This window comes from Caballeronia cordobensis (genome assembly GCF_001544575.2).
In the GTDB taxonomy this organism is placed as follows: Bacteria; Pseudomonadota; Gammaproteobacteria; order Burkholderiales; family Burkholderiaceae; genus Caballeronia; species Caballeronia cordobensis.
The window spans coordinates 207,517-233,878 of sequence record NZ_FCNY02000011.1 but is presented as its reverse complement, the minus strand read 5'-3'; the positions used below and the strand labels follow the sequence as shown (position 1 = coordinate 233,878).

The 26,362-nt window shown below is 63.2% G+C and carries 31 protein-coding genes; 10 read left to right on the top strand and 21 right to left on the bottom strand.

Features of this window, described 5'->3' with window-relative positions:
* The coding region (locus tag AWB70_RS22815; RefSeq protein ID WP_060854198.1) for an aldehyde dehydrogenase family protein at window positions 1-1,095 on the top strand (1,095 nt) is incomplete at its 5' end.
* Window positions 1,096-1,120: 25 nt separating this feature from the next.
* Here AWB70_RS22815 and AWB70_RS22810 read toward each other — a convergent pair.
* On the bottom strand, window positions 1,121-2,587 hold the full coding sequence (locus tag AWB70_RS22810) for an MFS transporter (RefSeq protein ID WP_053570885.1): 1,467 nt from the start codon (window positions 2,585-2,587) through the stop codon (window positions 1,121-1,123).
* A 246-nt stretch (window positions 2,588-2,833) separates the two neighbouring features.
* On the opposite strand from AWB70_RS22810, the gene hutG reads away from it, so the two are divergent.
* The 8 genes from hutG (at window position 2,834) to AWB70_RS22770 (ending at window position 11,808) form a co-directional block, all read left to right on the top strand.
* On the top strand, window positions 2,834-3,637 hold the full coding sequence (hutG, locus tag AWB70_RS22805; protein ID WP_060854197.1) for an N-formylglutamate deformylase: 804 nt from the start codon (window positions 2,834-2,836) through the stop codon (window positions 3,635-3,637).
* Between the two features lie 752 nt (window positions 3,638-4,389).
* Window positions 4,390-5,409: an alcohol dehydrogenase gene (locus tag AWB70_RS22800; protein ID WP_014193927.1), complete on the top strand. Its 1,020-nt coding sequence runs from the start codon at window positions 4,390-4,392 to the stop codon at window positions 5,407-5,409.
* Window positions 5,410-5,566: 157 nt separating this feature from the next.
* Window positions 5,567-5,971: a thioesterase family protein gene (locus AWB70_RS22795; protein ID WP_053570887.1), complete on the top strand. Its 405-nt coding sequence runs from the start codon at window positions 5,567-5,569 to the stop codon at window positions 5,969-5,971.
* Between the two features lie 26 nt (window positions 5,972-5,997).
* A complete protein-coding gene (locus AWB70_RS22790; protein ID WP_053570888.1) occupies window positions 5,998-7,341 on the top strand; it encodes a phenylacetate--CoA ligase family protein in 1,344 nt (447 codons plus the stop codon).
* The gene (locus AWB70_RS22785) at window positions 7,338-8,108 is read left to right on the top strand and encodes an enoyl-CoA hydratase/isomerase family protein (RefSeq protein ID WP_053570889.1); all 771 of its coding nucleotides are present in this window, start codon (window positions 7,338-7,340) and stop codon (window positions 8,106-8,108) included. Before AWB70_RS22790 ends, AWB70_RS22785 begins: the two co-directional genes overlap by 4 nt.
* A complete protein-coding gene (locus AWB70_RS22780) occupies window positions 8,105-8,824 on the top strand; it encodes an HAD family hydrolase (protein ID WP_053570890.1) in 720 nt (239 codons plus the stop codon). The genes AWB70_RS22785 and AWB70_RS22780 overlap by 4 nt, the downstream gene beginning before the upstream one ends.
* Complete coding sequence (locus AWB70_RS22775; protein WP_053570891.1) at window positions 8,821-9,954, top strand: branched-chain amino acid ABC transporter substrate-binding protein; 1,134 nt, start codon at window positions 8,821-8,823, stop codon at window positions 9,952-9,954. Before AWB70_RS22780 ends, AWB70_RS22775 begins: the two co-directional genes overlap by 4 nt.
* 78 nt (window positions 9,955-10,032) lie before the next feature.
* On the top strand, window positions 10,033-11,808 hold the full coding sequence (locus AWB70_RS22770; RefSeq protein ID WP_053570892.1) for a sigma-54 interaction domain-containing protein: 1,776 nt from the start codon (window positions 10,033-10,035) through the stop codon (window positions 11,806-11,808).
* A gap of 4 nt (window positions 11,809-11,812) precedes the next feature.
* On the opposite strand, the gene AWB70_RS22765 is transcribed toward AWB70_RS22770, so the two are convergent.
* The 20 genes from AWB70_RS22765 to AWB70_RS39345 all read right to left on the bottom strand — a co-directional run bounded on the left by AWB70_RS22765 (window position 11,813) and on the right by AWB70_RS39345 (window position 25,548).
* Window positions 11,813-12,421 (bottom strand): dimethylsulfoniopropionate lyase, encoded by a 609-nt coding sequence (locus AWB70_RS22765; protein WP_053570893.1) that lies wholly within the window; start codon window positions 12,419-12,421, stop codon window positions 11,813-11,815.
* A 9-nt stretch (window positions 12,422-12,430) separates the two neighbouring features.
* Window positions 12,431-13,561: an FAD-binding oxidoreductase gene (locus AWB70_RS22760; protein WP_053571056.1), complete on the bottom strand. Its 1,131-nt coding sequence runs from the start codon at window positions 13,559-13,561 to the stop codon at window positions 12,431-12,433.
* A gap of 139 nt (window positions 13,562-13,700) precedes the next feature.
* The gene (locus AWB70_RS22755; protein ID WP_053570894.1) at window positions 13,701-14,249 is read right to left on the bottom strand and encodes a GNAT family N-acetyltransferase; all 549 of its coding nucleotides are present in this window, start codon (window positions 14,247-14,249) and stop codon (window positions 13,701-13,703) included.
* Window positions 14,250-14,259: 10 nt separating this feature from the next.
* Complete coding sequence (locus AWB70_RS22750) at window positions 14,260-14,862, bottom strand: helix-turn-helix domain-containing protein (RefSeq protein ID WP_053570895.1); 603 nt, start codon at window positions 14,860-14,862, stop codon at window positions 14,260-14,262.
* 123 nt (window positions 14,863-14,985) lie between these two features.
* Entirely contained in the window at window positions 14,986-16,233 is a 1,248-nt protein-coding gene (gene glyA, locus AWB70_RS22745) for a serine hydroxymethyltransferase (protein ID WP_053570896.1), read from the bottom strand.
* A 216-nt stretch (window positions 16,234-16,449) separates the two neighbouring features.
* Window positions 16,450-17,142 carry a GNAT family N-acetyltransferase gene (locus AWB70_RS22740; protein ID WP_053570897.1) on the bottom strand — a complete coding sequence of 231 codons (693 nt, stop codon included), beginning with the start codon at window positions 17,140-17,142 and terminating at the stop codon, window positions 16,450-16,452.
* A 112-nt stretch (window positions 17,143-17,254) separates the two neighbouring features.
* The gene (locus tag AWB70_RS22735) at window positions 17,255-17,956 is read right to left on the bottom strand and encodes an SDR family NAD(P)-dependent oxidoreductase (protein WP_053570898.1); all 702 of its coding nucleotides are present in this window, start codon (window positions 17,954-17,956) and stop codon (window positions 17,255-17,257) included.
* A 139-nt stretch (window positions 17,957-18,095) separates the two neighbouring features.
* Window positions 18,096-18,353 (bottom strand): hypothetical protein, encoded by a 258-nt coding sequence (locus AWB70_RS22730; RefSeq protein ID WP_014193941.1) that lies wholly within the window; start codon window positions 18,351-18,353, stop codon window positions 18,096-18,098.
* A 42-nt stretch (window positions 18,354-18,395) separates the two neighbouring features.
* Window positions 18,396-18,653: a hypothetical protein gene (locus AWB70_RS22725; RefSeq protein ID WP_053570899.1), complete on the bottom strand. Its 258-nt coding sequence runs from the start codon at window positions 18,651-18,653 to the stop codon at window positions 18,396-18,398.
* 42 nt (window positions 18,654-18,695) lie between these two features.
* A complete protein-coding gene (locus AWB70_RS22720; RefSeq protein WP_053570900.1) occupies window positions 18,696-18,953 on the bottom strand; it encodes a hypothetical protein in 258 nt (85 codons plus the stop codon).
* A gap of 42 nt (window positions 18,954-18,995) precedes the next feature.
* A complete protein-coding gene (locus tag AWB70_RS22715) occupies window positions 18,996-19,250 on the bottom strand; it encodes a hypothetical protein (RefSeq protein WP_014193943.1) in 255 nt (84 codons plus the stop codon).
* Between the two features lie 417 nt (window positions 19,251-19,667).
* A complete protein-coding gene (locus tag AWB70_RS22710; protein WP_053570901.1) occupies window positions 19,668-19,925 on the bottom strand; it encodes a hypothetical protein in 258 nt (85 codons plus the stop codon).
* A gap of 46 nt (window positions 19,926-19,971) precedes the next feature.
* Window positions 19,972-20,229: a hypothetical protein gene (locus AWB70_RS22705; protein ID WP_014193945.1), complete on the bottom strand. Its 258-nt coding sequence runs from the start codon at window positions 20,227-20,229 to the stop codon at window positions 19,972-19,974.
* Window positions 20,230-20,275: 46 nt separating this feature from the next.
* Window positions 20,276-20,533: a hypothetical protein gene (locus tag AWB70_RS22700; protein ID WP_045458716.1), complete on the bottom strand. Its 258-nt coding sequence runs from the start codon at window positions 20,531-20,533 to the stop codon at window positions 20,276-20,278.
* A gap of 413 nt (window positions 20,534-20,946) precedes the next feature.
* Window positions 20,947-21,204: a hypothetical protein gene (locus AWB70_RS22695; RefSeq protein WP_053570902.1), complete on the bottom strand. Its 258-nt coding sequence runs from the start codon at window positions 21,202-21,204 to the stop codon at window positions 20,947-20,949.
* A 46-nt stretch (window positions 21,205-21,250) separates the two neighbouring features.
* On the bottom strand, window positions 21,251-21,508 hold the full coding sequence (locus AWB70_RS22690; RefSeq protein ID WP_053570903.1) for a hypothetical protein: 258 nt from the start codon (window positions 21,506-21,508) through the stop codon (window positions 21,251-21,253).
* A 46-nt stretch (window positions 21,509-21,554) separates the two neighbouring features.
* Window positions 21,555-21,812, bottom strand: a complete 258-nt coding sequence (locus tag AWB70_RS22685; protein ID WP_045458716.1) for a hypothetical protein — start codon at window positions 21,810-21,812, stop codon at window positions 21,555-21,557.
* A 470-nt stretch (window positions 21,813-22,282) separates the two neighbouring features.
* Window positions 22,283-22,540, bottom strand: coding sequence for a hypothetical protein (locus AWB70_RS22680; RefSeq protein ID WP_014193949.1), 258 nt, complete (start codon window positions 22,538-22,540; stop codon window positions 22,283-22,285).
* A gap of 316 nt (window positions 22,541-22,856) precedes the next feature.
* Window positions 22,857-24,680, bottom strand: coding sequence for a serine aminopeptidase domain-containing protein (locus AWB70_RS22675; RefSeq protein WP_053570905.1), 1,824 nt, complete (start codon window positions 24,678-24,680; stop codon window positions 22,857-22,859).
* Between the two features lie 679 nt (window positions 24,681-25,359).
* Complete coding sequence (locus AWB70_RS39345; RefSeq protein WP_235024328.1) at window positions 25,360-25,548, bottom strand: hypothetical protein; 189 nt, start codon at window positions 25,546-25,548, stop codon at window positions 25,360-25,362.
* 3 nt (window positions 25,549-25,551) lie between these two features.
* On the opposite strand from AWB70_RS39345, the gene AWB70_RS22670 reads away from it, so the two are divergent.
* Window positions 25,552-26,184 (top strand): helix-turn-helix transcriptional regulator, encoded by a 633-nt coding sequence (locus AWB70_RS22670; RefSeq protein ID WP_235024327.1) that lies wholly within the window; start codon window positions 25,552-25,554, stop codon window positions 26,182-26,184.
* Window positions 26,185-26,362: the final 178 nt, after the last annotated feature.

Here is a 26,362-nt window from a genome sequence, read left to right as displayed (position 1 = left end):
TGGCGTCCGCTCGAAGGCTTCGTCTATGCGGTGTCGCCGTTCAACTTCACGGCCATCGGCGGCAATCTGACGACCGCCCCCGCGATCATGGGTAACACGGTGCTGTGGAAGCCGTCGGAGAAATCGGCGCTGGCTAACTACATTTTCTTTGAAGCGCTGGAAGAGGCGGGGCTGCCGCCCGGCGTCATCAACTTCGTGCCGGGCGATGCCGAGTTGACGACGCGTGTCGCGTTGTCGTCGCCGGATCTGGCGGGCATTCACTTCACCGGTTCGTCGGCGGTGTTCCAGTCGCTGTGGAAGGGCGTCGCGTCGAAGGTCGATGCGTTCCGCACGATTCCGCGCCTGGTCGGTGAGACGGGCGGCAAGGACTTCGTGCTCGCGCATGCATCGGCGAATGCGTCGGAAGTGGCGATCGCGCTGATTCGCGGCGCGTTCGAATACTGCGGTCAGAAGTGCAGCGCGGCGTCGCGGGCGTATATCCCCAAGAGCTTGTGGGGCGCGGTGAGTCAGGAAATCCGTGAGCGTCTGTCGCAACTGAAAGTCGGCGATGTCGCGAACCACGACACGTTCATGGGCGCGGTGATTTCGCAGGCTTCTCACCAGAAGCTTTCGCGGGTGCTGGCGGCGGCCAAGGACGACGCAGCAGTCAAGTTCGTCTCCGGCGGCAAGACCTGGTCCGATCCGGGTTACTTCGTCGAGCCGACCGTGCTCGAAGTCAGCGATCCGCACCACGCGCTGATGAAGGAAGAGTTGTTCGGCCCCGTGCTCTCCGTGTTCGTCTACGAGGACAACGCGTGGAACGAGACGCTCGACCTCATCGATGCAACAAGCCCCTATGCGCTCACCGGTTCGATCTTCTGCACGGACCGCTTCGCGCTGCATCACGCGGAGAGCGTGCTCGTGAACGCGGCGGGCAATTTGTATCTCAACGACAAGCCCACGGGCGCGATGATCGGCCAGCAGCCCTTCGGCGGCGGCCGCGCGAGCGGCACGAACGACAAGGCAGGCTCGTATCTGAACCTGCTGCGCTGGGCGTCGCCGCGCGTCGTGAAGGAAACGTATCTGCCGCAGCGCGACTGGACCTTCGGCGCTTAAGGCCGCGCTCAACGCGGGCGCCGGATCAACCGGCGCCCGAATTGCGCAAGTGAATGCCGAGCGCGCGCCGCGCGGCGAGCGCCAGCAGCGCGCACGAGAGCGCGTTGAACAGAAACAGCCCGCTCGGCCCGACGATCGTCATCATCGCCGACGCCAGCGCCGGCCCCGACATGCCCCCGAACGAAAACAGCACGAGCAGCAGCGCCGATATCGCGACGCGATGCTGCGCCTCCGTGCGATCCTGCACGTGCGACACGATCAGCCCGTATTGCGTGAACGTGACCGCCACGTAGACGAGCGTCGCGACCCAGGTGACGGCGCGCACGTCGAACAGAAACAGCACGATACTCAGCGCCGCCGACGTCGACGCCGTGAGATAGACGAGACGCCGCCGGTCCACCTTGTCGGAGAGACGGCCCATCGGCCATTGCGGCACGAGCGCGCCGATCAGCGCGACGCCCATGAAGGTGGCGAGCTCGCTTCTCGAGAAGCCCGCGCGCTCCAGATAGACCGGCATCATCGCGTAGAAGCTGCTGTAGATGAAGCCCGCGAGAATGCAGCCCGGCACCGCGAGCGGCGCGGACGCCATCATCTCGCGCACGCTTTCGCGCCAGGTTCGCGCGGGCACGCGATGCAGCCGTTCGTCCGCGACCTTCACGGGCCAGCCTTCGAGCAGCGTCACGGGCAGCACGGCGGCCGCGAAAAGGGCGGCGGCGATTGAGAACTGCTGTCCGCCCGTACCCGCGCCCACATTCAACAGAAACTGCCCCGTTCCGACCGCGAGATAGTTGATCGCCGCGTAGGAGCCGAAGACCTGCCCGCGCTTTTCGTTCTCGACGGTGCCGTTGAGCCAGCTTTCGATCGACGTGTACAGTCCCATGAAGGCGAAACCGGTCAAAAGACGCACGGCTGCAAGCGTCCACGGCGACTGTGCCGCGCCGAACGCGAGCGCGAGTATTGCCGCCGCCGCCGAGAACGCGACGAAAGTCCGGTGCTGCCCGATGCGATCGATGAGCCTGCGATTGAACACCGCGCCGAGGATGAACCCGGCGTAGTAGCACGACTGAATCAGACCGATGACGATCGTCGGATAGCCGGACTGGAGCACGCGCAGCGGAATCAGCGTCTGGAACAGACCGTTCCCGGCGATGAGCAACGCATAGCTGCAAAGCAGGCCCGCCAGCGCGCGATAGCTGCTGGCCGGACCTGCCGGAACATGGGGCGTATGCGGGGTGTGTGGTGCGTGTGTCGTGGCATCGGCGGCGGGCGGCGTCTGCCGGCCGAACAGCTTGGCTTCGGAGAGCGGGCCAGTGCGCGCCACGGCAGGCGCTTCCGGTTCGCGCTCGGGGTTGGGTTCGCTGCTCGTCTCGTCCTGAATCTCGTCCAGCTTTTCGTCCGGCTTCTCGACCTGTGTCTCGTAGGGATCGCCGCAAGATTCGTGTGCCTGATCGCTCGTGGAATCGTTCGCGATTTCGTCTTCGATTTTTGACATGACAACCCTGGAAGTCGCGCTCAGGGTTAGCCCTGATTACGCGTATTGACTGCCTTGCGGCGCGCCGGCCCCTAGTGCAGCGTCGCTTCGAAACGTGAGGCGCCGCTTTGAATAACGCGGCCTTATGAAGATGGTAACTGGCGCCGATGGTGCCGGAGGCCGGATTTTTGTCTCTTTAAGGTAACAAGACATGGCAGAAGGCCGCTTCAAGCCCGTGCCGGTCCTTACTCTTCCGGAGATCGATGAATGACCGCCGACGCTTTTCACTTCCAGCAAGGACGCATTCCCTTGCTGATTTCGATTCCGCATCTCGGCACCGAGATTCCCGCCGATGTGCGCAGCCAGTTGACGGACGCCGCCAGCGAAACCGCCGACACCGACTGGCATCTCGACCGTCTCTACGACTTCGCGTTGCGCGCGGGCGCATCGATGCTGGGCGCGCGTTACTCGCGCTATGTCATCGACCTGAACCGGCCTGCCAGCGGCGAAAGCCTCTATCCCGGCCAGACGACGACCGGCCTGTGCCCGACCGAAACGTTTCGCGGCGTGCCGCTTTATCGCGACGGTGGCGGGCCGCAGCCGCGCGAAGTGCAGCGTCGCCTCGAAGCGTACTGGAAGCCGTATCACGCGAAGCTGCGAGAAGAGCTCGACCGGCTGCGCGCGGAGTTCGGCGCCATGCTGCTGTGGGAAGCGCATTCGATCGCGAGCGTGCTGCCGAGGCTTTTCGAGGGCAAGTTGCCCGATTTGAACATCGGCACGAATTCGGGCGCGAGTTGCGATGGTGCGGTGGTTGAGGCCATCGCCGGGGCGCTTGATGGTCAGCCTTATTCGTGGGTCGTTGATGGGCGATTCAAGGGGGGATACATCACGCGTGCGTATGGGCAGCCCGATGACGGCATTCATGCGGTGCAGCTTGAAATGTGTCAGTCGACGTATATGGATGAGGATGCGCCGTTTGCTTATCGGAAGGAGTTGGCTGATGCGGTTCAGCCGGTGGTTGAGGGGATGGTTATGGCGGGGGATGGGGCGGTGGGGTTGTTGGGGCGGTAGGGGTTTGTCGCCGGATCCCGTATTCATGTTGGTCTATTAGCACTGCCCCTCCCCGGGGCGGGGGTAACTTTCTTTGCTGCTGCAAAGAAAGTCACCAAAGAAAGCAGCTTTGTCACGGCCCGCGGTCACACGCACGTTGGCCATTTTTCTCCTCCGGGAACGGCCCTCGCCTAAAGAGTGCCCTCATAAACCCAATCGGGCTTGGATCGCACACGGTCTGACAAGCCAGTGCGCGAAGCGCGCTGGTCCAGCACAAAATAGCTTCGGCACAGCGCTACGCGCTGCCGCGGGGTATGCGAGGGAAACCGGTGGGACACGAATGCGCACGCGAACCCGCTCTTCCCATCGGCCGCGAAGCGGGCTGGAACTTGAAATGGCTGTACCAACCCATTAAGCGGCGCGATGTGACGGATCGTGCGCGATCCAAGCCCGATTGGGCCTATGGGGGCACTCGTTAGGCGAGTGCCGTTCCCCGAGGAGAAAAGTGGCCAACGTGCGTGTGACCGCGGGCGGTGAGAAAGCTGCTTTCTCTGGTGACTTTCTTTGCAGCAGCAAAGAAAGTTACCCCCGCCCCGGGGAGGGGCAGAGCCAATAAACCACCACGACATCAGGATTCCATAAAAAGCGCAAACCAACCAAAGCAGCGCTCCGCGAAAAAAAACGAAAGCCCGAAAGACCTGTCACAATCGCCATTCCGTGTGCGGCGTGCCCCCCACACCGCGCGTTTTCCTCCCATGAAAAAGGAGCGAGCGATGCCAACGATGCAGGCAGTGCAGGTAGCGAAAGCGAATGGTCCGCTGGAAGTCGTCGAACGCGAGGTGCCGGAGCCGCAAGCCGGACACGTGCTCATCAAGGTACAGGCATGCGGAATCTGCCACAGCGACTCGCTCACGGTCGAAGGGCAATGGCCCGGCCTGCAGTTCCCGCGCGTGCCGGGTCATGAAATCGCAGGCGTGATCGAGAAAATGGGCGCGGGCGTGGAAGGCTGGGAGAAGGGCCAGCGCATCGGCGTAGGCTGGCACGGCGGGCATTGCGGCCATTGCGATCATTGCCGTCACGGCGACTTCGTGCTTTGCCAGCGCGCGCTGATTCCCGGCATCAGCTACGACGGCGGTTACGCGGACTACATGATCGCGCCGCAGGAAGCGCTCGCACGCATGCCCGACGATCTCTCCGATGTCGACGCCGCGCCGCTCCTGTGCGCGGGCATCACCACCTTCAATGCGCTGCGCAACAGCGGCGCGCGCGCGGGCGATGTCGTCGCGATCCTCGGCATCGGCGGGCTCGGCCATCTGGGCGTGCAATTCGCGCGCAAGATGGGTTTCGTCACGGCGGCCATCGCCCGCGGTCAGGATAAAGCGCCGCTCGCGAAGCAGCTCGGCGCGCATCACTATATCGACAGCGAAGCGCAGAACGTGGCCGAAGCGCTGCAGGCGCTCGGCGGCGCGCGCGTGATTCTCGCCACGGCGACGAGCGGCAAGGCGATGAGCGCGACCATCGGCGGGCTGGGGCTGAACGGCAAGCTGATCATGGTCGGCATATCGCAGGAGCCGGTCGAGGTGCCGATCGCGCAATTCATCATGGGGCGCAACTCGGTACAGGGCTGGCCGTCCGGCACGGCGGCGGATTCGCAGGAGACGCTCGCGTTCAGCGCGCTCGCAGGCGTGAAACCGATGATCGAGGAATATCCGCTATCGCGCGCGCCCGAAGCCTACGAGCGGATGATGAGCGGCAAGGCGCGCTTTCGCGTCGTGCTCACGCCGGGCAAGTAAAGCGACGCTACGACCGTTTCGAATCGCAACGTCAAGAATCTTTCCGGTCAGCCTTTTCCGAGCTTGACGACAACCCGCAAAGCCCCGCCAGACGGGGCTTTCGCGCACATGGCCCGGCCTTTGCATTAATGGCGCTCCAGACAACCCGGAGCCGTCCATGATCGAGAAAGGCCGAGCCGCCACGCTCACGCACACCGTTACGTCCGAGGACCTCGCGTCCGCCCATGCGCGCGGCGCGGGCGAGCGCTATCCCGATGTGCTGTCCACACCCGCGCTGCTCGCGTTGATCGAGCGAGCGTGTGCCGATGCGCTGCGCGATGCCGTCGGCGACGGGCAACTGTCCGTCGGCGTGACGACGCATCTGCATCATCTCGCGCCGACGCCGCCCGGTGTCGAGGTGTCCGCGACCGCCACGTTTCGCGGCATCGAAGGCGCGCTGTACTGGTTCGATGTCGCCGCGTCCGACCCAGGTGGCCCAGTCGGCACGGCGAGTCACGCCCGCGCGATCGTCGAGCGGTCCGCAATCGAGGCGCGCGCCGCGAAGCGCCGCCGCGCCGAATAACCCCCGCACACGACGAGAGAACACACATGGCTGAACAATCCCCGACGCACGGCGCGCTCTTCGACGAAGCGTTCGAAACGCTCGCGCCCGCCGACGTGCGCCGTCATCAGGACGCGCTGTGGGCCGCGCACTGGCCGTATCTGCGCGCGATGTCCGCGTTCTACCGGACGAAGCTCGCGCACTGGACCGGCCGCGACGGCGTCACGCTCGACACGCTGCAGGACATGCCCTTCACCGAAAAGGACGAACTGCGCGTGAGCCAGGAAAATGCGCCGCCGTATGGCGATTACGTCGCGTGCGGCGAAGGCGGCATCGCGCGGCTGCATCGCACGTCGGGCACGACCGGACGGCCGCTGATTCTGGCGAACAGCGCGCGCGATGCTGCCGACATTGCCCGCGTCGGCGCGCGTTCGATGTGGGCGGCGGGCCTGCGCCCCGACGATCGCGTCGTCCACTGCCTCAATTACTGCATGTGGACGGGCGGCTTCACCGACCACACGATTCTCGAAGCGACCGGCGCGACGGTCGTGCCCTTCGGCGTAGGCAACACGCGGCTGTTGATCGATTCGATCCTGAATCTCGGCATCAACGCGATCTCGTGCACGCCGTCGTATCCGGCGCTCATCGAGCAGGTGTTGCGCGAAACGGGTGGCCCCGCGCCGCGCGATCTCGGGCTGAAGCTCGGGCTCTTCGGCGGCGAGGCCGGTCTCGACAATCCCGAGTTGCGCGCCGCGATGGAAGAGAAATGGGGCTTCAAGGTGCGCAACGCGAACTTCGGCCTTTCGGAAGTGCTGAGCATTCTCGGCGGGCAGACCGGCTGGACCCACGACCTGCTCTATCACGCGGCCGACGTGGTGTTCGCCGAAATCATCGATCCGGAAACGCTCGCGCGACTTCCCATCGAAGCGGGCACGACGGGCGAACTCGTCTGCACGCATCTGCGCAAGCAATGTCAGCCGCTCGTGCGCTATCGCACGCGCGATGTCGTCACCGTGACCGCGACCGATCCCGGCCCCGACGGCCGCAGCGCCTGGCGCTTCCGCGTGACGGGCCGCACCGACGACATGTTCAACGTGCGCGGCGTCAACGTCTTTCCGAGCGCGGTGCGGCTCGCGGTCGAAGCGTTGCCGCAATGGGCGTCGGGCATGTTCCGCATCGTGTTGAAAGGGCCGGGCCCGTACGACCGCGTCGCGATGACGGTCGAAGCCGCGCACGGCCTGCCCGTCGAACGCTGGCCGGACGCGGCGGCGCGCATTGAAGCCGCCGTGCGCGAGCGCATCGGCGCGAGCGCGTCCGTGACGATGGTTCCGTTCGAGCACTTTCCCCGCACCGAAGGCAAGACACGCTGGATCGACAAGGAGCCCGCATGAGCTACGTGAAGACACGCATGGATGGACCGGTGGCCGTCGTGACGCTCGATCGCCCCGAACGCATGAACGCGATCAGCGGTGTGCTGCTCGACGACCTGCACGATGCGCTGCAACGCGCGAACGAGGACGCCGCATGCCGCGTGATCGTGCTCAACGGTGCGGGCCGCGCGTTCTGCGCCGGCGACGATCTGAAGGAATTCGGCGAGCAGAGCGCGACGGACGCGACCATCCGCAGCCACATCGAACGCATTCAACGCATCACGCGCGATCTGATGTTCGGCGCGAAGCCGGTCGTCGGCGCGGTGCACGGCTTTGCGGTCGGCGGCGGTTTCGAGTGGATGCTCAATTGCGACATCGTCGTGGCCGCGGACGATCTCGTCGCGTTCTTTCCGGAGATGGCGTGGGGCCAGTTCGTGACGGGCGGCGTCACGCATCTGCTGCCGCAGGCGATCGGCCACCAGCGCGCGATGGAACTGTGGCTGCTCGGCGAGCGCCAGAGCGCGCAGGCGCTTTTGTCGATGGGGCTCGTCAACCGCGTCGTGCCGCGCGATGCGATGCTCGACACGGCGATGACGCTCGCGGCGCACATCGCCACACGCTCGCAGACATCGATCGCGCGCCTGAAGCGGCTCGTGACCGCCGATCTCACGAACACGCTTTCGCGCAGTCTCGAACTGGAATTCGACGCGACCATCGAGGCCTTCGCCGATCCCGACGCCGCCGAGCGCGTCAAGGCCTTCGCCACGAGAAAGGAGCCCGCGCGATGAACCCGAAAGCATTGACCTTCGACTACTTCGGCACGCTCGTGGATGTCGATCGCGGCGGCACGCTCGGCATGGCGGAAGTGCTGCGGCGGCTGTCGATCGAAACCGGCGATGCCATGTTCGACATCTATCTCGACTGGGACATCCGCAACGTGCGGCTGTATCGCGGGCAAGCGTACGCGCGTTATCGCGATGTCGCCGAGGAGGCGCTCGCAGCCGTGCTCGATACTCGCTGGCCGGGCGCGCGCCGGGGCCACGCGATGGACGCGCTCACCGAGCTGTTCCTCGCGCATCTCGTCGAGGCGTCGCCGGCGCATGCGGACGCGGAGCCGTTTCTCGACTGGGCCGCGTCGCGCTATCCGCTGATGCCGATCACCAACATGGACAGCGACCTGTGGCGGCGCACGCAGCTCACGCGCTACTTCGAGCATGTGACGACCGCGGAAATGGCGCAGGCCTACAAGCCTTCGCAAGCGATCTTCGCGCTCGCGCTCGACCGCCTCGCGCTGCCCGCGCGCGACGTGCTGCATTGCTCGCTCGCGAGCTGGGCCGACATCGACGGTGCGAAGCCGCTCGGCATGGCCGTCGCGTGGATCAATCGCGGCGCGGAGTCGCTCGGCACGTGGCAGCCGCGCCCGGACTTCGAGTTCGACACGCTGTCGCCGGTACGGGACGTTCTGGAGAATCTGTCATTCACTGCGACGGGAGAAACACGATGAAACCGATGAAGACGGCGATGACGCTCATCGCATGCGCGACGGTGCTATGCAGTGTCGCGAAGGCGCAGGAAGTGGTGAAGATCGGCGTGGCGGGCCCGCTTACGGGCAGCGCGGCGCAAAGCGGCAAGGACGACGAGCGCGGCGTGCGCCTCGCCATCGACGAACTGAACGCGAAGGGCTTTTCGATCGCGGGCAAGCCGGTCAAATTCGAGCTGATTTCGATGGACGATCAGGGCGACCCGAAAGTCGGCGTGAACGTCGCGCAGAAGCTCGTCGACGACGGTGTGTCCGCCGTCATCGGCCATTACAACTCGGGCGTGAGCATTCCGGCGGCGCGCATCTACAACGATGCGAAAGTCGTGATGATGACGGGCGCCTCCTCGAATCCGGATCTCACGCATCTCGGCTATCCGTACGTGTTTCGCCTGGCCACGAACGACAACGTGATGGGCGGGCGCATGGCCGTCTATGCGAAGAAAGTGCTGGGCGCCGAGCGCGCCGCCGTCATCGACGACCGCACCGCCTACGGCACGGGCGTCGCGGACGTGTTCATCAAGACCGCGCAGAAGGAGGGCTTGCAGATCGTCGCGCGCGAGTACAGCACGGACAAGGCGACCGACTTCAAGGCCATTCTCACGCAGATCAAGTCGCGCAATCCTCAGGTCGTGTTCTATGGCGGCTACTATGCGCAGGCCGCGACGCTCGCGCGTCAGATGGGCGAGTTGGGCGTGAACGCGACGCTCGTCGGCGGCGACGGCATCTGTTCGCCCGAGTTCGACAAGCTCTCCGCGGGCGTCGCGGACAAGCGCATGTTCTGCGCGCAGGGCGGTGCGCCGCTCGACACGCTCCCCGACGGCAAGACGTTCCGCGCGAGATTCAAGAGCGCGTTCAGCGCCGATGTCGATACCTACGCGCCCGCGTTCTATGCCGCGACGCTCGTCGTTGCCGACGCGATGAAAAAGGCCGGATCGGCGAAGCCCGATGTGTTCGTGAAGGTGCTGCGCGATCAATCGTTCTCCAGCATTCTCGGTCCCGTGAAGTTCGATGCGAACGGCGACTGGGTCGATGCGCCCGTGACCGTGTATCGGCTGAACGGCGGCGCGCTGACCGCGATTGCGCAGAAAGACTGAGCCGCATCACGCAAGGTCGGGCGGCGCGATTTTGTCCTGATATATTCGATGCCGTTACCCGACCGTTCGCAGGTAGACATGGCCGCCGTCGCGCTCGATCCCGACATCGCCACGCTGGAGAGCGCGCTCGCGTCGTCGCGCTGGCGCGATGCGCGCCGTCTCGCGGCGCGCGAAGCAAACGCGTGCATCTTCACGCTGGATCGCAGCGGCCATGTGCTCGAAGGCGCCGATGCCGTGGACGACGCGTTGTTCGCGCAGTGCGCGTCCGATCGATTGGCGGAGCTTGCCGAGACCGCTACGGCATCGGACGGGCGCTGCGTGGCGATTCCGCTGCAAGGCGCGCGGGCGTTCGCGCTGCGCGTCGATGCGCACGGACGGCGCGTGTTTCTCGTCGCGTTGCGTGCGGCTTCGTCGGATGACGCCAATCCCGCGCCGTGGATCGCCCTGCTCGGCGCGACCCTCGACGTGCTGCTGCAAAGCGCCTTCGATCTCGCCGCTTACGACACGCTCGTCGAAGAGCAGCGCGCGATCATCGATCATATCGGCGATGGGCTCATGGTCGTCGGGCAGGGCCATGTGCTGCGGCACGTCAACTCGGTCGCGGGACGCATTCTCGGCATCGATCCGAAGACGAGCATCGGCAAGACGCTCAACGAGGTGATCGACTTCGAGCCGATCATCGGATCGATTTACCGCACGGGCGTGGGGTATGTCGATCGCGAGCTGATCATCGATTCGCCCGCGCGTCATCTGCATCTGCTCGACACGGCCATTCCCATCAAGAACCGCTGCGGCGAAGTGGTGTCGGTCGTCAACACGTTCCGCGAGATGCGGCGCGTGCGCAGGATGGCGGGGCGCTATGCGGGCAATCATGCGCGCTTTACTTTCGACAACGTGATCGGATCGAGCGCGGGCATGAAGCGCGCCGCCGATGCCGCGAAGAAGGCGGCGCGCGGCGCATCGAACGTGCTGCTGTCGGGCGAGAGCGGCGTCGGCAAGGAAGTGTTCGCGCAGGCGATCCACAACGCGAGCGCGCGCGCGGCCCAGCCTTTCATCGCGATCAACTGCGCGGCGCTGCCGCATGCGCTGATCGAAAGCGAGCTGTTTGGCCACGCGCCCGGCAGCTTCACGGGCGCGGCGCGCGAAGGGCGGCCCGGCAAGTTCGAATCCGGCGACGGCGGCACGGTGTTTCTCGACGAAATCTCGGAATTGCCCATCGATGTGCAGGCGAAGCTGCTGCGCGTCCTGCAGGAACGCGAGGTGACGCGCATCGGCGATACGCGCGGCATTCCCGTCGATGTGCGCATCATCTGCGCGAGCAATCGCGACCTCGCGTCGATGGTGATGGCGAAGACCTTTCGCGAGGATCTGTACTATCGCTGCAACGTCATCGAAATCACGATTCCGCCGCTGCGCGAGCGCCGCGAGGATATCCGCGCGATGGCGGCGTTTTTTCTCGAACGCTACTGCACGCGCATGCACAAGCCGACGCCGGAGATCGCTGAAAAGGCGTTGCTGCAACTCGAAGCGCACGACTGGCCGGGCAATGTGCGGGAGATCGAAAATCTCGTGGAGAAGATCGTCAACTTCAACGAGGGCGAAAAGATCGAGGATGTGGCGTCGTTCTTAAACGGCGCGGTGGCTTCGCAGGCGGGCAGTGGGGTGAGCGTTGAGCGTGGCGAGCCGGTGTCGTTGAAGGAAGCGGAGCGCGTCGCGATCGAAAGCGCTTTACAGGCGTGCCGCTTCAACGTGACGCATTGCGCGAAGCTGCTGCAAGTGTCGAAGCCCGCGCTGTACGCGAAGATGAAGCGGCATGGGATCAGGATCGAGCGATCGATTCGCGAGCCTGTGTGACGCATCACTTCGCCACGTCTAATCCCCCCGTCAACAAACACCAGATCGCCAAAAACGGCGCAGACCCCGACCTCATCGCGTGCGGATTATTGCGCACGTTATGAATTCCGCCGCCCATTCCGGGATCGATCCACTCGCCGCCGTTCTGCCGGAACTCGCCCGGCGTGAACAGCACATAGGCCTCTTCCGGCGGATGACTATGATCCGGATATCGCGTATGCGGCACCATCAGCGAGAAACCGAGTTGCACGTCGTAGCGGCTTTCCGCGCCGCCGGGCCCGCAGATCATGCCGTGCACGTGGGCATCGGTGTAGCCGTCGCTGCCATTCACGCCGGATGACCGCCGCGACCATCCGAGATCGGCTTCCAGCGCCTTGATCGCGCGCGCGGCGGCGCCGAAGCCGGTGTCGTCGGCGATGAACGGAGCGAGCGCCGCGTCGAGCCACTCGCATGCGGGATAGCGCGTGCGATGCCGCACGCCGTCGTCCGATGGCGTGCGCAGACGCTCGAACACGCGCGCCGCGAGCGCGCGCCCACCTTCGGGCAGTTTCTCCGATTGAAACAGCGCCTCGGCGATGCCGATATAAATCGCGATGTTATCGGGACGTTTCAAGCGACTAGCTCACAGTTCCAGCACGAGATCCGAGGTCGGACGGCTGCAGCACAGCAGGCGAAAGCCCTTCTGCACTTCGCGCTCGCGAATGCCGCCGTTGTGCTTCATGTCGACGGAGCCTTCGAGCAGCTTCGTCTTGCAGGTGCCGCACACGCCCTGGCTGCACGACGACGCCACCGCGACGCCCGCTTTCTTCGCCGCCGAGAGCACGGTATCCGATGCGCTCATCGTGAACGTCCTCGACGAGCGCGAGAGTTTGACGGTGAAGGTTCCGCTGGCAGTTTCGGCCTTCTCGGCGACGGGCGCGGGCGCAACATCCGCCGTGATATCGAAGCTTTCCTGATGGTAGCGCGCCGGATCGTGACCGCCTTCGGCAAGCAGGCCGCGCACCGCGCTCATATAACCCGCCGGGCCGCAGGTGAAGACTTCGCGTTCCAGATAATCCGGCGCCCACTGCGACAGCAATTGCAGACTGAGACGGCCCACCGGACCCTGCCAGTCCGACTCGTCGCCGACGCCCTCGCAAACGAAGAACACGCGCAGCCGCGGCGACAGCTTCGCGAGCCGCGCGAGTTCTTCACGGAACACGATATCGGCGGGCGTGCGCGCGCTATGGATGAAGATGACGTCGCGGTTCAGACCGAGATCGATGCTCGCGCGCGTCATCGACATCAGCGGCGTGACGCCGGAGCCTGCCGAGAGATACAGCGATTTCGTCGCGGGCGCGGCGGTCGGCGTGAAGGTGCCGGACGGGCCGTAGGCGCGCAGTTCGCAGCCGGCCTTCATGTTGTCGTGAAGCCAGTTCGACATCGTTCCGCCCGGTACGCGCTTGACCGTGATCGACACGAGGAACGGGCGCGTCGGCGGCGATGAGATCGTGTAGCAGCGCTCGACCCGCTGGCCGTTCACGGTCGCCGATACGGTCATGAACTGGCCCGGCTCGAAGCGCACGGGCAGGCCGTCGGCGGTGCGGAATTCGAAGCTCTTGATGTCGTGCGTTTCGTCGACGACGCGGCAGCACGTCAGCGTCTGCTGCTCGCTGCTTGGCCAAAGCCGGCCGCCATGTTCCCAGGTGACGGCATCGGCGAGCCGGTTGTCGAGGTCGAGCGCGGGGGCGAAAATCTTGTCTACCGAGTTCATGGCGTTCACGAGTGCGTTTGCGAATGAACGCAGTATCGAAGCGCCCGAAAACAGCGTCAACGCGCTTTATTTTCCGGCTTGGATTACTTCAGGTAATGCGTAGCGCCGCCGCCCGGCCCGCTCGGTGGTTTCCCCTATGTCAGCCGTCGACCGGTTCCGCGGGCGTCTCCAGATTGAGCTGGTAGAAGGCCGCGTCGAGCCAGCGGCCGAACTTGAATCCGGCTTCGCGGATCGTGCCCGAGTGCGTGAATCCGAGCCGCGTATGAAGGACGATGCTGCCCGCATTCGTCGCATCGACGCAGCCGACGAGCACATGCACCTGCGCCTCCCGCGCGCGCCGGACCAGTTCGCGCAACAGGCGCTCGCCCAACCCGCGGCCACGGCAATCGCGATGCACATAGACGCTGTGCTCGACCGTGTACTTGTAGGCGGGAAACGCGCGGAACGTGCCCCAGCTCGCGAAGCCCAGCAGCGTGCCCGTGGCGTCCACCGCGCCGACGACCGGAAAGCCGCCCGCGCGCTTCGCGGCGAACCACGCCGACATGGCCGAGGCGGGGCGCGGCACGTAGTCGTACAGCGCGGTCGAGTTGACGATGGCGTCGTTCAGGATGTCGAGGATCGCCGGCGCGTGGGCGGCTTCGTCGCAGTCGATCAGGCGCACGTCGTCGTGCGATGCGGTCGTGGTCATGGAGTGTCCGTTAGGTGGAAGGCGCGTCGCCGATCGCAAGCACATAGCGCGCGGCCTTCGACGTGGGATTGCTGAAGATGATCGGCCGGTCCAGCCGCATGGCGAGGCAGTCGCCTTGCTGGAGCGCGTGGAGCGTGTCGCCGATCACGATATCGACGCGCCCGCTCATCACCCAGACCTGCTGATGCATGACGGATTCGCGGTGGCCGGTTTCGTACGCGACGCGCGCGTCGGCGGGAAACTCCACTTCGACGAGTTGAAACGGCGAGGGCCAGCCGGGCGGCGAGAGGTTGCGGCGCGTGTAGCCGGATTCGGGATCGCGCCATTTCACTTGCTGGCCGCGCCGCACGAGCGGTTCGGCCGGCGCGCCTTCCTGCTCGCCGCCGAAGAGGCTCGCGAGCGACACGCCGAGCCCGGCGGCGAGCTTGTCCAGCACGACGGCGGTCGGGCTGGCGGCGCCGCGCTCGATCATGGAGATCATCGAGCGGCTCACGCCGCAGCGCGCCGCGAGCGCGTCGAGCGTGTAGCCGCGCGCGGCACGCAACGCGCGCACGCGTTCGGCAATGCGCTCGTTGATGCCACTCTCGGCGGGTGGTTCGGCAATATCTAGCATAATGGACGTAGTTTCCATTACGCTAGACGTGGCTGTCAAGCAGGCGTCTTGCCGTGCAAACGAAAACGTCGGGCCTGCTGCGCAACGCAGCAAGCCCGACGTCGGAGGGCACTACGCTAAAAGTCAGCCGTAGACGGGGAAGCGCTTCGTCAGTTCAGCGACTTGTTGACGAACGCGTTCCAGATTGCCCGCGTCTTCCGGCGCTTCGAGCACATCGGCGATCAGGTTGCCGACGATCTCCGCTTCCTTCGTGCCGAAGCCGCGCGTGGTCATCGCGGGCGAGCCGAGACGCACGCCGCTCGTGACGAAGGGCTTTTCAGGATCATTCGGAATGGCGTTCTTGTTGACCGTGATATGCGCGGCGCCGAGCGCGGCTTCCGCGGCCTTGCCGGTGATCTTCTTCGCGCGCAGATCGACCAGCATCACATGGCTTTCCGTGCGGCCCGACACGATGCGCAAGCCGCGCTTCACCAGCGTTTCGGCCAGTACGCGGGCGTTATCGACCACTTGCTGCTGGTATGCCTTGAATTCCGGCGACTGCGCTTCCTTGAACGCGACGGCCTTTGCGGCGATTACGTGCATCAGCGGGCCGCCCTGAATGCCGGGGAAAATCGCCGAGTTGATCTGCTTGGCGTACTCTTCCTTCATCAGGATGACGCCGCCGCGCGGGCCGCGCAGGCTCTTGTGCGTCGTCGTGGTGACGAAGTCCGCATGCGGAACCGGGTTCGGATAGACGCCCGCCGCGATCAGGCCGGCATAGTGCGCCATGTCCACCATCAGATAGGCGCCGACGCTTTTCGCAATCTTCGAAAGACGCTCGAAGTCGATCTTCAGCGCAAACGCCGACGCGCCCGCGACGATCAGCTTCGGCTTGTGCTCGTTGGCGAGCTGCTCGGCGGCTTCGTAATCGATATCCTCGGCTTCGTTCAGGCCGTAGCTCACGACCTTGAACCACTTGCCCGACATATTGACGGGCGAGCCGTGCGTCAGGTGGCCGCCGTGCGCGAGGCTCAGGCCCATGATGGTGTCGCCGGGCTGCAGCATCGCGAAGAACACGCCCTGGTTGGCCTGCGAGCCCGAATTGGGCTGCACGTTCGCGGCCTCTGCGCCGAAAATCTGCTTGATGCGATCGATCGCGAGCTGCTCGACCACGTCCACGTATTCGCAACCGCCGTAGTAACGCTTGCCGGGATAACCTTCCGCGTACTTGTTCGTGAGTTGCGAACCTTGCGCCGCCATCACGGCCGGCGAAGTGTAGTTTTCCGACGCGATCAGCTCGATGTGATCTTCCTGTCGTTTGTTTTCATCCGTGATGGCCGCCCAGAGTTCCGGATCGACGTTTTCAACGGTGCTGGTTGCGCGATTGAACATGGTGATTACCCGTGTGAAGGTGAATTGCTTCGAGAGACGCCTGCCTGTTGCGTATTCCATCGAAAGCCGGCGCGTGCGGATAGAAGAATTGCGACATGCCGATGGAATGCAGCGCGCAGCCGCCACGAAAAAAATCGAAGGTTCGCATCGCTGCGAAAGCCTTCGATTCAAGTCACGCTCCCGGAAGTTTTTTGTAAGTCTTTAAACGGTGGAAGCTCAGACGGCGTGGCTGACCTGCACGAGCGCGAACGCGTGACGCAGTTCGAACCCGAGCCGTTCATACAGGGCGATCGCGCTTTCGTTATGGCTGAAGACGTGCAGGAACGGCGTCTCGCCGCGCCGCCCGATCTCCTCGCGCAGAATGTTCATCAGCCGGCCGGCGAGGCCGCGCCCGCGGCAGCGCTCGTCCACGCATACCGCGCTGATCTCGACATGACCGTCGATGGCCATGCGCTCGCCCGCCATCGCGATCAGTTCGCCGCGCTCGCGAATGCCGATGTACGCGCCCATTTCGTGCGTGCGCTTGCCGAAAGGGCCGGGTTTGGTCCGCTGCACGAGCGCGAGCATGTCGTCGGTGTCGGCGTCGCTCAGGCGGATCACGTCGCTCGCGTCGGTGGTTTGCGTGAAGCGTTGCGGCGCGATCATCTGATGGATCGTGCCGGCGCGCTTCGTCTGCAACGCATCGATGCCCTCGACGTCATCGGCCGAGAGGATCGGGACCTGTTCGTGAGGCGCCAGCAGCGCGTGAAGCGCGCGCCACGCGTCCGGCGTGTCCGATGCGAGCGCGGCAAATGGCGCCACGTCGGGATGGAAACGCCGCGCGAGCGCGCCGCCCAGGCTCAGATGCGCCTGCCTCGTCGTCAAAGCGGTCCAGATCGGACGGTCGAGGCCTGTCGGTGTCGGGTTCATGCGGCTTCTCTCATGGGAACGGGTCGAAGCCACTGTAGACGGCGGCGCGCGTTGCGCCTACGGGCGTAAACGACATTTTCAGCGGCACTTACGCCAACACGCGCGCCACGCGTCAGAACTTCTCCACCCACGGCCGCAGTTCGATTTCCCACGCCCACGCGCTGCGGTGCTGACGCAAGACGTCGATATACGTCTGCGCGATGGCATCGGGATCGAGCGTGCTGTCGGGCGCGTCCGGCGGATCGGCGCGCTGATCGGAGCGCACGCCGCCATCGATGACGAAGTGCGCGACGTGAATGCCCTTCGGCGTCAGTTCGCGCGCGGCGCTCTGCGCGAGCCCGCGCAACGCGAACTTGCCCATCGCGAAGGGCGCGGAGAGCGCGAACCCTTTGACGCCCGCGGTCGCGCCGGTCAGCAGGATCGCGCCGTGAGCCTTCGGAATCATGCGTCGCGCCGCTTGCTGCACCGCATGGAACGCGCCGAGCGCGGTGACGGCGACGGCCTGCTCGACCTGCGCCGCATCGAGTTCCGCGATCGGCCCGCGCACGCGTCCGCTCGCGTTATAGATGACGACTTCCGGCGCGCCGATGCGCGCTTCGGTTTCGGCGAAGAGCGTTTCCATTTCGGCGGCATCGGCGGCGTCGACGGGCAGCGCGATCGCGCCTGTTTCGTCGACGAGCGCCGACAGCTTGTCGACGTTGCGCGCCGCGATGACCACCGGAATGTTTTCCGCGCGCAGACGCCGCGTGAGAGAGCCGCTGATGCCGGGCCCGGCGCCGATGATCAGTGCGTTGCGATAAGGGAGAGTGCTCATGGCTTCACGCTCGGACTAGAGGGAAACCGATGATAACCGTGGAGGGAATTTGATGCGCGGACGAGCAGGCCGGCCGCTGCGGTGAAGCGCGAGAGGAGAAGGAAGCGCAGTCGTTCCTTCTCCTGTCGCCGGTGATGCCTTACGCCTTCACGCCGTGCAGCAGGCTGCCGATGGCGTCGATCGACTTCGTGACGTTCGTCAGATCGACCTTCGTGTACGACGATGCATCGACCTGAGTTACCGGCGCGACGTTGATCTGCGGGCTGGCGAACGAGAAGCCGGTCACAGAGTTGGCGTTGATGCCGTTGTTCTGGAAGATGCTCGCGCCGCCGACGATGGCGCCCATTTCAGCGCGGCCGAGTTCTTTGCTGACTGCCAGGTTTTCGATCTTCAACATGGTGTTTCTCCTGAATGGTGTGAGTGACTGGTGTTTGAGCGATCAGAGCTTCACGCCTTCGAGCAGGCTGCCGACCGATGCGAGCGACTTGGTGATGTTCTTCACATCGACATCGGTGTGTTGCGAGGCATCGACTTGCGTCACGGGTGCGACGTTGGTCTGCGGGCTCGCGAACGAGAAGCCGCCGTTGTAGTTGGCGTTGATGCCGTTGTTCTGGAAGATGCTCGAGCCGCCGACGATGGCGCCCATTTCAGCGCGGCCGAGTTCTTTGCTGACTGCCAGGTTTTCGATCTTCAACATGATGTTTCTCCTGAATGGTTTGACTGGATGGTGATTGAGTGATTAGAGCTTCACGCCTTCGAGCAGGCTGCCGACCGATGCGAGCGACTTGGTGATGTTCTTCACATCGACGTCGGTGTGTTGCGAGGCATCGACTTGCGTCACGGGAGCGATGTTCGTTTGCGGGCTCGCGAACGAGAAGCCGCCGTTGTAGTTGGCGTTGATGCCGTTGTTCTGGAAGATGCTCGCGCCGCCGACGATAGCGCCCATTTCCGCACGGCCGAGTTCTTTGCTGACTGCCAGGTTTTCGATCTTCAACATGATGTTTCTCCTGAATGGTTTGACTGAATGATGATTGAGCGATTAGAGGGCCACGCCGCCGAGCAGGCTGCCGACGGATGCGAGCGACTTGGTGATGTTCTTCACATCGACATCGGTATGCGTCGAGGCATCGACTTGCGTGACGGGAGCGATGTTGGTCTGCGGGCTGGCGAACGAGAAGCCGCCGTTGACGTTGGCGTTGATGCCGTTGTTCTGGAAGATGCTGCCGCCGGCGATGGCGCCCATTTCAGCGCGGCAGAGTTCTTTGCTGACTGCGAGGTTTTCGATCTTCAACATGATGGTTCTCCTTGGATACTTGGGTGGGTTGGTTGAGAGCATTAATCGTTGCGCTCGCAGCTACATATGCGAGGGGCGTGCCAGTGGGTACTAGAGGGTCTGTTCGGTACATCTAAGTTATTGAATAAGCGTGAATGTTTGGTCATGAATTGCACTTGTTCGCTGTTCTGAAGGCCGTCAGTAGGATTCGAGAAGTTGGTGGAAAGAAAACAGAATCCCGAAACCTGTCGGTGTGTCGCGAACAGCGGCTATAGGGAGATTTGAAGCTGGCGCAGACGCATCGCTTCCGATGCGGGCCGAGTCGAAAAGGCAACGACAAAAAGCCGAGACGCGACGCGCTCGGCCGAAAAGAACTTCAGGAATTGGAAAAGGCAGAAGGAACCGCCGCAGCGGCTCCTTCTGCCTTCGAGGATGCGCTTACAGCTTCGCGCCTTCGATCAGGCTGCCGACGGATGCGAGCGACTTCGTGACGTTCGTGAGATCGACGTTCGTGTGCGTCGAGGCATCGACTTGCGTCACCGGCGCGACGTTGGTCTGCGGGCTGGCGAACGAGAAGCCGCCGTTGTAGTTGGCGTTGACGCCGTTGTTCTGGAAGATGCTCGATCCGCCGACGATAGCGCCCATTTCAGCGCGGCCGAGTTCTTTGCTGACTGCCAGGTTTTCGATCTTCAACATGATGAGTCTCCTGAGTGGTTCGATGAATGTTTGAGTGAACGGGTGATCAGAGGGCCACGCCGCCGAGCAGGCTGCCGACCGTTGCAAGCGACTTCGTGATGTTCTTCACATCGACGTCGGTGTGTTGCGAGGCATCGACTTGCGTCACGGGAGCGACGTTGGTTTGCGGGCTGGCGAACGAGAAGCCGCCGTTGACGTTGGCGTTGACGCCGTTGTTCTGGAAGATGCTCGAGCCGCCGACGATAGCGCCCATTTCCGCACGGCCGAGTTCTTTGCTGACTGCCAGGTTTTCGATCTTCAACATGATGAGTCTCCTGAGTGGTTCGATGAATGTTTAAGTGAACGGGTAATCAGAGCGCGACGCCGCCGAGCAGGCTGCCGACCGTAGCCAGCGACTTGGTGATGTTCTTCACATCGACATCGGTGTGTTGCGAGGCATCGACTTGCGTAACCGGCGCGACGTTCGTCTGCGGGCTGGCGAACGAGAAGCCGCCGTTGATGTTGGCGTTGACGCCGTTGTTCTGGAAGATGCTCGAGCCGCCGACGATCGCGCCCATTTCGGCACGGTCGAGTTCTTTGCTAACGGCGAGGTTTTCGATCTTCAACATGATGTAGCTCCTGGGTGTCTGGTCGGTTGGTTGAGCATTAATCGTTGCGCTCGCAGCTACATATGCGAGGGGCGTGCCAGCGGGTGCTAGAGGGTCTGTTCGGTACGTCTAAGCTATTGAATAAGCGTGAATATTTATTCATGCCTTACGCTTTTTCGCTTTTCTGAAGGCCGTCGGCGACGTTCGAGATGTTGGTGGAGAAAAAACAGAATCCCGAAACCTGTCGGTGTGTCGCGAACAGCGGCTATAGGGAGATGTGAAGCTGGCGCAGACGCATCGCTTCCGATGCGGGCCGAGACGAAAAGGCAACGACAAAAAGCCGAGACGCGACGCGCTCAGCCGAAAAGGACTTCACCAAATGAAAAAGGCAGAAGGAACCGCCGCAGCGGCTCCTTCTGCCTTTGAGGATGCGCTTACAGCTTCGCGCCTTCGATCAGGCTGCCGACCGATGCGAGCGACTTCGTGACGTTCGTGAGATCGACGTTCGTGTGCGTCGAGGCATCGACTTGCGTCACGGGAGCGACGTTGGTTTGCGGGCTCGCGAAGGAGAAGCCGCCGTTGACGTTGGCGTTGACGCCGTTGTTCTGGAAGATGCTCGTGCCGCCGACGATAGCGCCCATTTCCGCACGGCCGAGTTCTTTGCTGACTGCGAGGTTTTCGATCTTCAGCATGATGAGTCTCCTGAGTGGTTCGATGAATGTTTGAGCGAACGGGTGATCAGAGCGCGACGCCGCCGAGCAGGCTGCCGACCGTCGTGAGCGACTTGGTGATGTTCTTCACATCGACGTCGGTGTGTTGCGATGCATCGACTTGCGTCACGGGAGCGACGTTGGTCTGCGGGCTCGCGAAGGAGAAGCCGCCGTTGACGTTGGCGTTGACGCCGTTGTTCTGGAAGATGCTCGTGCCGCCGACGATGGCGCCCATTTCAGCGCGGCCGAGTTCTTTGCTGACTGCGAGGTTTTCGATCTTCAACATGATGAGTCTCCTGAGTGGTTCGATGAATGTTTGGGTGAACGGGTGATCAGAGGGCGACGCCGCCGAGCAGGCTGCCGACCGTAGCAAGCGACTTGGTGATGTTCTTCACATCGACATCGGTGTGTTGCGATGCATCGACTTGCGTAACCGGCGCGACGTTGGTCTGCGGGCTCGCGAACGAGAAGCCGCCGTTGATGTTGGCGTTGACGCCGTTGTTCTGGAAGATGCTCGAGCCGCCGACGATCGCGCCCATTTCGGCACGGTCGAGTTCTTTGCTAACGGCGAGGTTTTCGATCTTCAGCATGATGTAGCTCCTGGGTGTCTGGTCGGTTGGTTGAGCATCAATCGTTGCGCTCGCAGCTACATATGCGAGGGCTATGCCAGCGGGGTATAGAAGAACGACTCGGTTAATCTAAGATGCTGAATCAACGAATAAATTTAATGTGCCTGCGCAGTGCCGGGCCGATTCGATGGTCATAGTCGGTCATCCATTCGTTGGATGGTGAAAGACGCATTGCGGGAAAGTGTCGGCATTAAACAGACAGCGCGTGAAATCGCATTACGAAGCCTTAAACGCGCTTCGAAAACGGCGTTGAAAAGCATTTAGCCGATCAGGCGATCGGCTTTGAAAACAATTGCGTGGGGATTAATCGAGCGGGCCGACTTCGATTCGCGCATTGCGCGCGATGGCCGATGAAACGGGTGAAGCGTCGATGAACTTCAGAGAAGGGGAGAAGGCAGCACCGTTGTGCCCTCTCCCTTCCAGGTTGCTGCTTACAGCTTCACACCACCGAGCAAGCTGCCGACCGCGTCGAGCGACTTCGTGATGTTCTTCACGTCGACGTCGGTGTGCGTGGAAGCATCGACCTGGGTCACAGGCGCGATGTTGGTTTGCGGGCTGGCGAACGAGAAGCCGCCATTCACGTTGGCATTGACGCCGTTGTTCTGGAAGATGCTCGAGCCGCCGACGATGGCGCCCATTTCTTCACTGTCGAGTTCCTTGGCAACGGCGATGTTGTCGACTTTCAGCATGATGAATCTCCTGGTGGTTTGGGTTGGGTGAGCACCAATCGTTGCGCTCGCGGCTACTTATGCGAGGGCCGTGCCAACCACGCATCGATGAACCATTCGGTGAACGGGACGCGTTGAGGATAAAGGGATTGCGGCGCACACGCGCGAATGGAGCCGATTTGCGCCGCGCCGGGCAGGGTCGATATGTCGGCTGCCGGACTACATATACGCGAGGGGTGTCGGATGGCGCGCGACAAATGAATCGCGGGCCGCATCGCGCCATTCATGCGCAATGCAGCCCGCGAGTGGTTCTTCTTATCGAACTACGCCGGTCTCCTCACATCTGCTGCGAAACACCTAAAGGCGGAACGGTCTCCATGACGGGCGCGCGCCTCGGATGCAGATCCTTGATAAAGGTCTCGGACAGCGCCATCACGCTCGTGAACGCCCGCGTGTCATAGAGCGCGTGATCGACATCCGTGCAAACGGCAGCCTTCACCTTCTTCAGGCGCGCCAGCTTCTTGCCGTGCCTGCCGAAATGCGCGTTGAGCACGTCGAGGCCTTCGTCGCCCGCGCCGTACACGAGCAGCGTGCGCACGCCTTTGCCTTCGAGCGCCTGAACCACCTCGTGCGGATGCGTGAGCGACTGCTCGTCGGCGGAGGCCGGCTTGCCGCGCGACACGCCAATCACTTGCGAATGCAGACGCGCCGCGGCATGCGAGACGAACGCCTTGATGATGGGCTTGAGGCCGCGCTTGCCGCTCAGCACCAGCCACCACTTCGCCGGCTTGAGAATGGCCGGGCCGAGACGCGCCATCGTGTTGCGCCTGCGTGCCCGGAGCTCCTGCAAGGTGAGCTTTTCCGGAATGTGGAAGCCTTGAAGATTGACGGCGATGACGGCCCCGATCGCCGGCTCGACGAGCGATGCGCGCACCGCGCTATACGCGCCCGAGCAGATGCCGAACATGACGACCGTGTCGTAGCCTTTGCGCTTGAGCCATGCGGCGGCCGTCGCGACATCGTCGATGGTGGTTTGTGCGTGGATCGACGCCGTCGCTTCGAGTGCGCCGTCCGCCGCGCGCGCGGGACTGTCGCCGATGCCGCGCGCATCGATGCGCAACGACGCGATGCCGCGCCGCGCCATGTCGCGCGCGATCCGCACGGAAAGACGGCTGTCGCCGTGATGCACGCTGCCCGCCGTATTCGTGATGACGATGACCGGACCGCCCGCCAGCCGGTCGCGCGGCTCGCACAGAATGCCGAAGAGCCCCGCCGCACCGAAGATCACCGGACGCTCGATCGCTTCCGGCGTTTCGATGATCGCGTCGTCGCTCATGTTCGGACGCGCGGCCTTGGCGTTCCTTCGATGCGTGAAGTCGTCTGTGCGGCTCTCGCTCGCGCTTTGCGCGATCCAGTCCACGGTTCGGCCGAGCGTCTTCTCGGGCAAGGTGGACGACGCCGTCTCCTGCATGAAGTCGAAGTAGTCGTCGAAGCTCTCCGCATGGACTTCCACGCCGCGCTCGCCCAACGCAGCGGATAGCGCGCGGCTCGCGCCGGGCAGCGGATCGGCGACGAACGCACGTCGCGGCATCGCGGACTGACGGCTCATGGTCTTGCCGAGATCGAAGCCGTTCAAGCGCTCGCGCAACGCCTCGCTATAGACCTGGCCGAGCACATGAAAGGGCGAATCGATCTGACTCGCGCGCACCACGACCGGCAGATTCTCGACCCACGTCTTGCGCAATGCCGTGAGTTCGCGCAGATAGCGGCGTCCATTCATGACAGGCGCGAGCAACGCAAGCGAATCCACCATCGGATGATGCGATGCAAGCGTGGCAAGCGTTGCGCCAAGGCGCACGCCGCACAACGTCACCGTGGTTACGCCGGTGCGCTTTCGCAGATAATCGATGGCCGCGCCGATATCGCCGACGAAGGCATCGAGCCTGTCGCCTTCGTGATCGATGCCGACGGAATCGCCCGTGGCGAGATAATCGAAACGCAAGACGGGAATATCGCGCTGGGACAACGCTTCGGCCAAATAGCGCATGGCCTTGTGGCACCACGCTTCTTCATGCCCGAATGGATTGCACAGGACGACGCCGTGTTTTCCTTCGCCCGCATGAAGCCACCCGAAACGTCCACCGAAGACGACCGGCGTCATGAGTTGCCTCCGCGCGCCCAGTTATTGCAAGGCGCAGCGACGCTCCTGCAAGGAGCGTTCGTGGCAACCCCGTCTTTCCCTGAGCCGCTAATCGTAGTTTTAGTGTCGCGCATTTTCTTAAGCTACTACTCGTTGCACGTTTCGCCAGATTAAACCTCTTAACCGATTTCCCTATCGGTGCGGTGGCGAACAAATTGTGAAGCGGCTGTTGTTTTTGGGTATGCGGCAATCAATTCGACTTTATCGGCATGTCGAATGTACTTCGGCATCCGAACTAACGCACATAAATCCGCGATGAAAGCATTGAAAGACCTACGGTTTGGCAAGACTACGGGTATATCCTTAGCCGCCGCGCCGGCCGCCTCACTTTAAGTGCGGTCTGACAGAGGAACCTCTGCTTTGCGTCGCGCGACAAGAGTTAGGCCAAAAGCGACAACCGGTTCTGAACGTTCGATCCTATTTCGTGCGATGCACAACAAGATAGCAATTGGTATTACCTGCTTCAATTGCGTTTGGCGAAATTATGCTGAAATCGTCGCAAAACATAGGGTAAAGCGTCAAGACCAAGGCTTACCTGCTTCCTAACATACCGTCCACTTGAACGACTGGTATTCAAGTGGATATGCGAAGGTTCTCGCGAATGTCGGCTGCGCCGGTTCGCGCGGTTGCCGTCCAGCGCTCAGACGGCAAACTGCTCTCTGCTCTTCGAGCGCGATCCGGCATCGCTTTCAAGGCAATGAGCATTCATATGGACCAGCGAGACTTTGCAGAAATACTTCCCTTTGCCAATTGCGTGCGCGCGGCGGGCACCGACGATTTCGGCGATAGCCTGATTGCCGCGCTCGCCGGAATCATCGAGATCGAGCATTGCGTGCTCGTCAACGTTAAGCCGGCGCATGCCGAGACCGCGGCGCTCGCGAGCCGGCGCGCCGGCGGTATTGCGACGCGCCTCACCGAAGCCTATGTGGGCGGCCGCTATCGCGAAGATCCGCTGGTTCACGAATTCACACGCGGACATGCGACGCAACCGCTCCCGCCCACGGTTCGCGCGCTGAAGATCGATCGCGAATCGAACGCCGAATACTACGAGCGCTTTTTCATCGAGCCGGGCATTGCGGACAAGCTTTCGGTTATCGCGCCCGGCGCGGGTCACACGGCATTTCTCAGTATGTACCGCTCCACGGCGATGGGCCGCTTCAGCGATCGCGATAAAGCGTGCATCGCCGCATTCGCCGATTTTCTCGCCGCGCTCGCATCGACACACACGAGACTGCGCGCGAGGCCGGGCGTGTCGCGCGAAATATCGATCAAATGGCATACGGCGCTTTCCGAGCGCGAACGGTCCGTCGCCATGCTGCTCGGGCAGGGCGAAACCGCGAAGACGGTTGGCGCGAAGCTCGCACTCTCGCCCGCGAGCGTCATCACGTACAAGCAACGCGCGCTGGCGAAGCTCGGCATCGGCACGCAGCGCGAACTGGTTGCGCTGACCGCCTTGCTCGACTAGCTATTTAATGTGCATCTGTCCTGTTTCGTGAGGACAGACGTGATTCAAGCGCCCCTTTAGACTGAGCCTGCTCGACTGACGATGGATGATCCACGGCGTCGGGCCCACGAGCCGGAACACCTTTCGGATAGATTCGGTATCCGAAGTAATAATAAAGATGGTGTGCCTGCTTTATCGA

Coding starts and splice junctions, on each gene's coding strand:
- AWB70_RS22810 (WP_053570885.1), bottom strand. CDS start 2,587: ATGTCAAAAATCGAAGACGAAATCGCGAACGATTCCACGAGCGATCAG.
- hutG (WP_060854197.1), top strand. CDS start 2,834: ATGACCGCCGACGCTTTTCACTTCCAGCAAGGACGCATTCCCTTGCTG.
- AWB70_RS22800 (WP_014193927.1), top strand. CDS start 4,390: ATGCCAACGATGCAGGCAGTGCAGGTAGCGAAAGCGAATGGTCCGCTG.
- AWB70_RS22795 (WP_053570887.1), top strand. CDS start 5,567: ATGATCGAGAAAGGCCGAGCCGCCACGCTCACGCACACCGTTACGTCC.
- AWB70_RS22790 (WP_053570888.1), top strand. CDS start 5,998: ATGGCTGAACAATCCCCGACGCACGGCGCGCTCTTCGACGAAGCGTTC.
- AWB70_RS22785 (WP_053570889.1), top strand. CDS start 7,338: ATGAGCTACGTGAAGACACGCATGGATGGACCGGTGGCCGTCGTGACG.
- AWB70_RS22780 (WP_053570890.1), top strand. CDS start 8,105: ATGAACCCGAAAGCATTGACCTTCGACTACTTCGGCACGCTCGTGGAT.
- AWB70_RS22775 (WP_053570891.1), top strand. CDS start 8,821: ATGAAACCGATGAAGACGGCGATGACGCTCATCGCATGCGCGACGGTG.
- AWB70_RS22770 (WP_053570892.1), top strand. CDS start 10,033: ATGGCCGCCGTCGCGCTCGATCCCGACATCGCCACGCTGGAGAGCGCG.
- AWB70_RS22760 (WP_053571056.1), bottom strand. CDS start 13,561: ATGAACTCGGTAGACAAGATTTTCGCCCCCGCGCTCGACCTCGACAAC.
- AWB70_RS22755 (WP_053570894.1), bottom strand. CDS start 14,249: ATGACCACGACCGCATCGCACGACGACGTGCGCCTGATCGACTGCGAC.
- AWB70_RS22750 (WP_053570895.1), bottom strand. CDS start 14,862: ATGCTAGATATTGCCGAACCACCCGCCGAGAGTGGCATCAACGAGCGC.
- glyA (WP_053570896.1), bottom strand. CDS start 16,233: ATGTTCAATCGCGCAACCAGCACCGTTGAAAACGTCGATCCGGAACTC.
- AWB70_RS22740 (WP_053570897.1), bottom strand. CDS start 17,142: ATGAACCCGACACCGACAGGCCTCGACCGTCCGATCTGGACCGCTTTG.
- AWB70_RS22735 (WP_053570898.1), bottom strand. CDS start 17,956: ATGAGCACTCTCCCTTATCGCAACGCACTGATCATCGGCGCCGGGCCC.
- AWB70_RS22730 (WP_014193941.1), bottom strand. CDS start 18,353: ATGTTGAAGATCGAAAACCTGGCAGTCAGCAAAGAACTCGGCCGCGCT.
- AWB70_RS22725 (WP_053570899.1), bottom strand. CDS start 18,653: ATGTTGAAGATCGAAAACCTGGCAGTCAGCAAAGAACTCGGCCGCGCT.
- AWB70_RS22720 (WP_053570900.1), bottom strand. CDS start 18,953: ATGTTGAAGATCGAAAACCTGGCAGTCAGCAAAGAACTCGGCCGTGCG.
- AWB70_RS22715 (WP_014193943.1), bottom strand. CDS start 19,250: ATGTTGAAGATCGAAAACCTCGCAGTCAGCAAAGAACTCTGCCGCGCT.
- AWB70_RS22710 (WP_053570901.1), bottom strand. CDS start 19,925: ATGTTGAAGATCGAAAACCTGGCAGTCAGCAAAGAACTCGGCCGCGCT.
- AWB70_RS22705 (WP_014193945.1), bottom strand. CDS start 20,229: ATGTTGAAGATCGAAAACCTGGCAGTCAGCAAAGAACTCGGCCGTGCG.
- AWB70_RS22700 (WP_045458716.1), bottom strand. CDS start 20,533: ATGTTGAAGATCGAAAACCTCGCCGTTAGCAAAGAACTCGACCGTGCC.
- AWB70_RS22695 (WP_053570902.1), bottom strand. CDS start 21,204: ATGCTGAAGATCGAAAACCTCGCAGTCAGCAAAGAACTCGGCCGTGCG.
- AWB70_RS22690 (WP_053570903.1), bottom strand. CDS start 21,508: ATGTTGAAGATCGAAAACCTCGCAGTCAGCAAAGAACTCGGCCGCGCT.
- AWB70_RS22685 (WP_045458716.1), bottom strand. CDS start 21,812: ATGCTGAAGATCGAAAACCTCGCCGTTAGCAAAGAACTCGACCGTGCC.
- AWB70_RS22680 (WP_014193949.1), bottom strand. CDS start 22,540: ATGCTGAAAGTCGACAACATCGCCGTTGCCAAGGAACTCGACAGTGAA.
- AWB70_RS22675 (WP_053570905.1), bottom strand. CDS start 24,680: ATGACGCCGGTCGTCTTCGGTGGACGTTTCGGGTGGCTTCATGCGGGC.
- AWB70_RS39345 (WP_235024328.1), bottom strand. CDS start 25,548: ATGCTCGATCTCGATGATTCCGGCGAGCGCGGCAATCAGGCTATCGCC.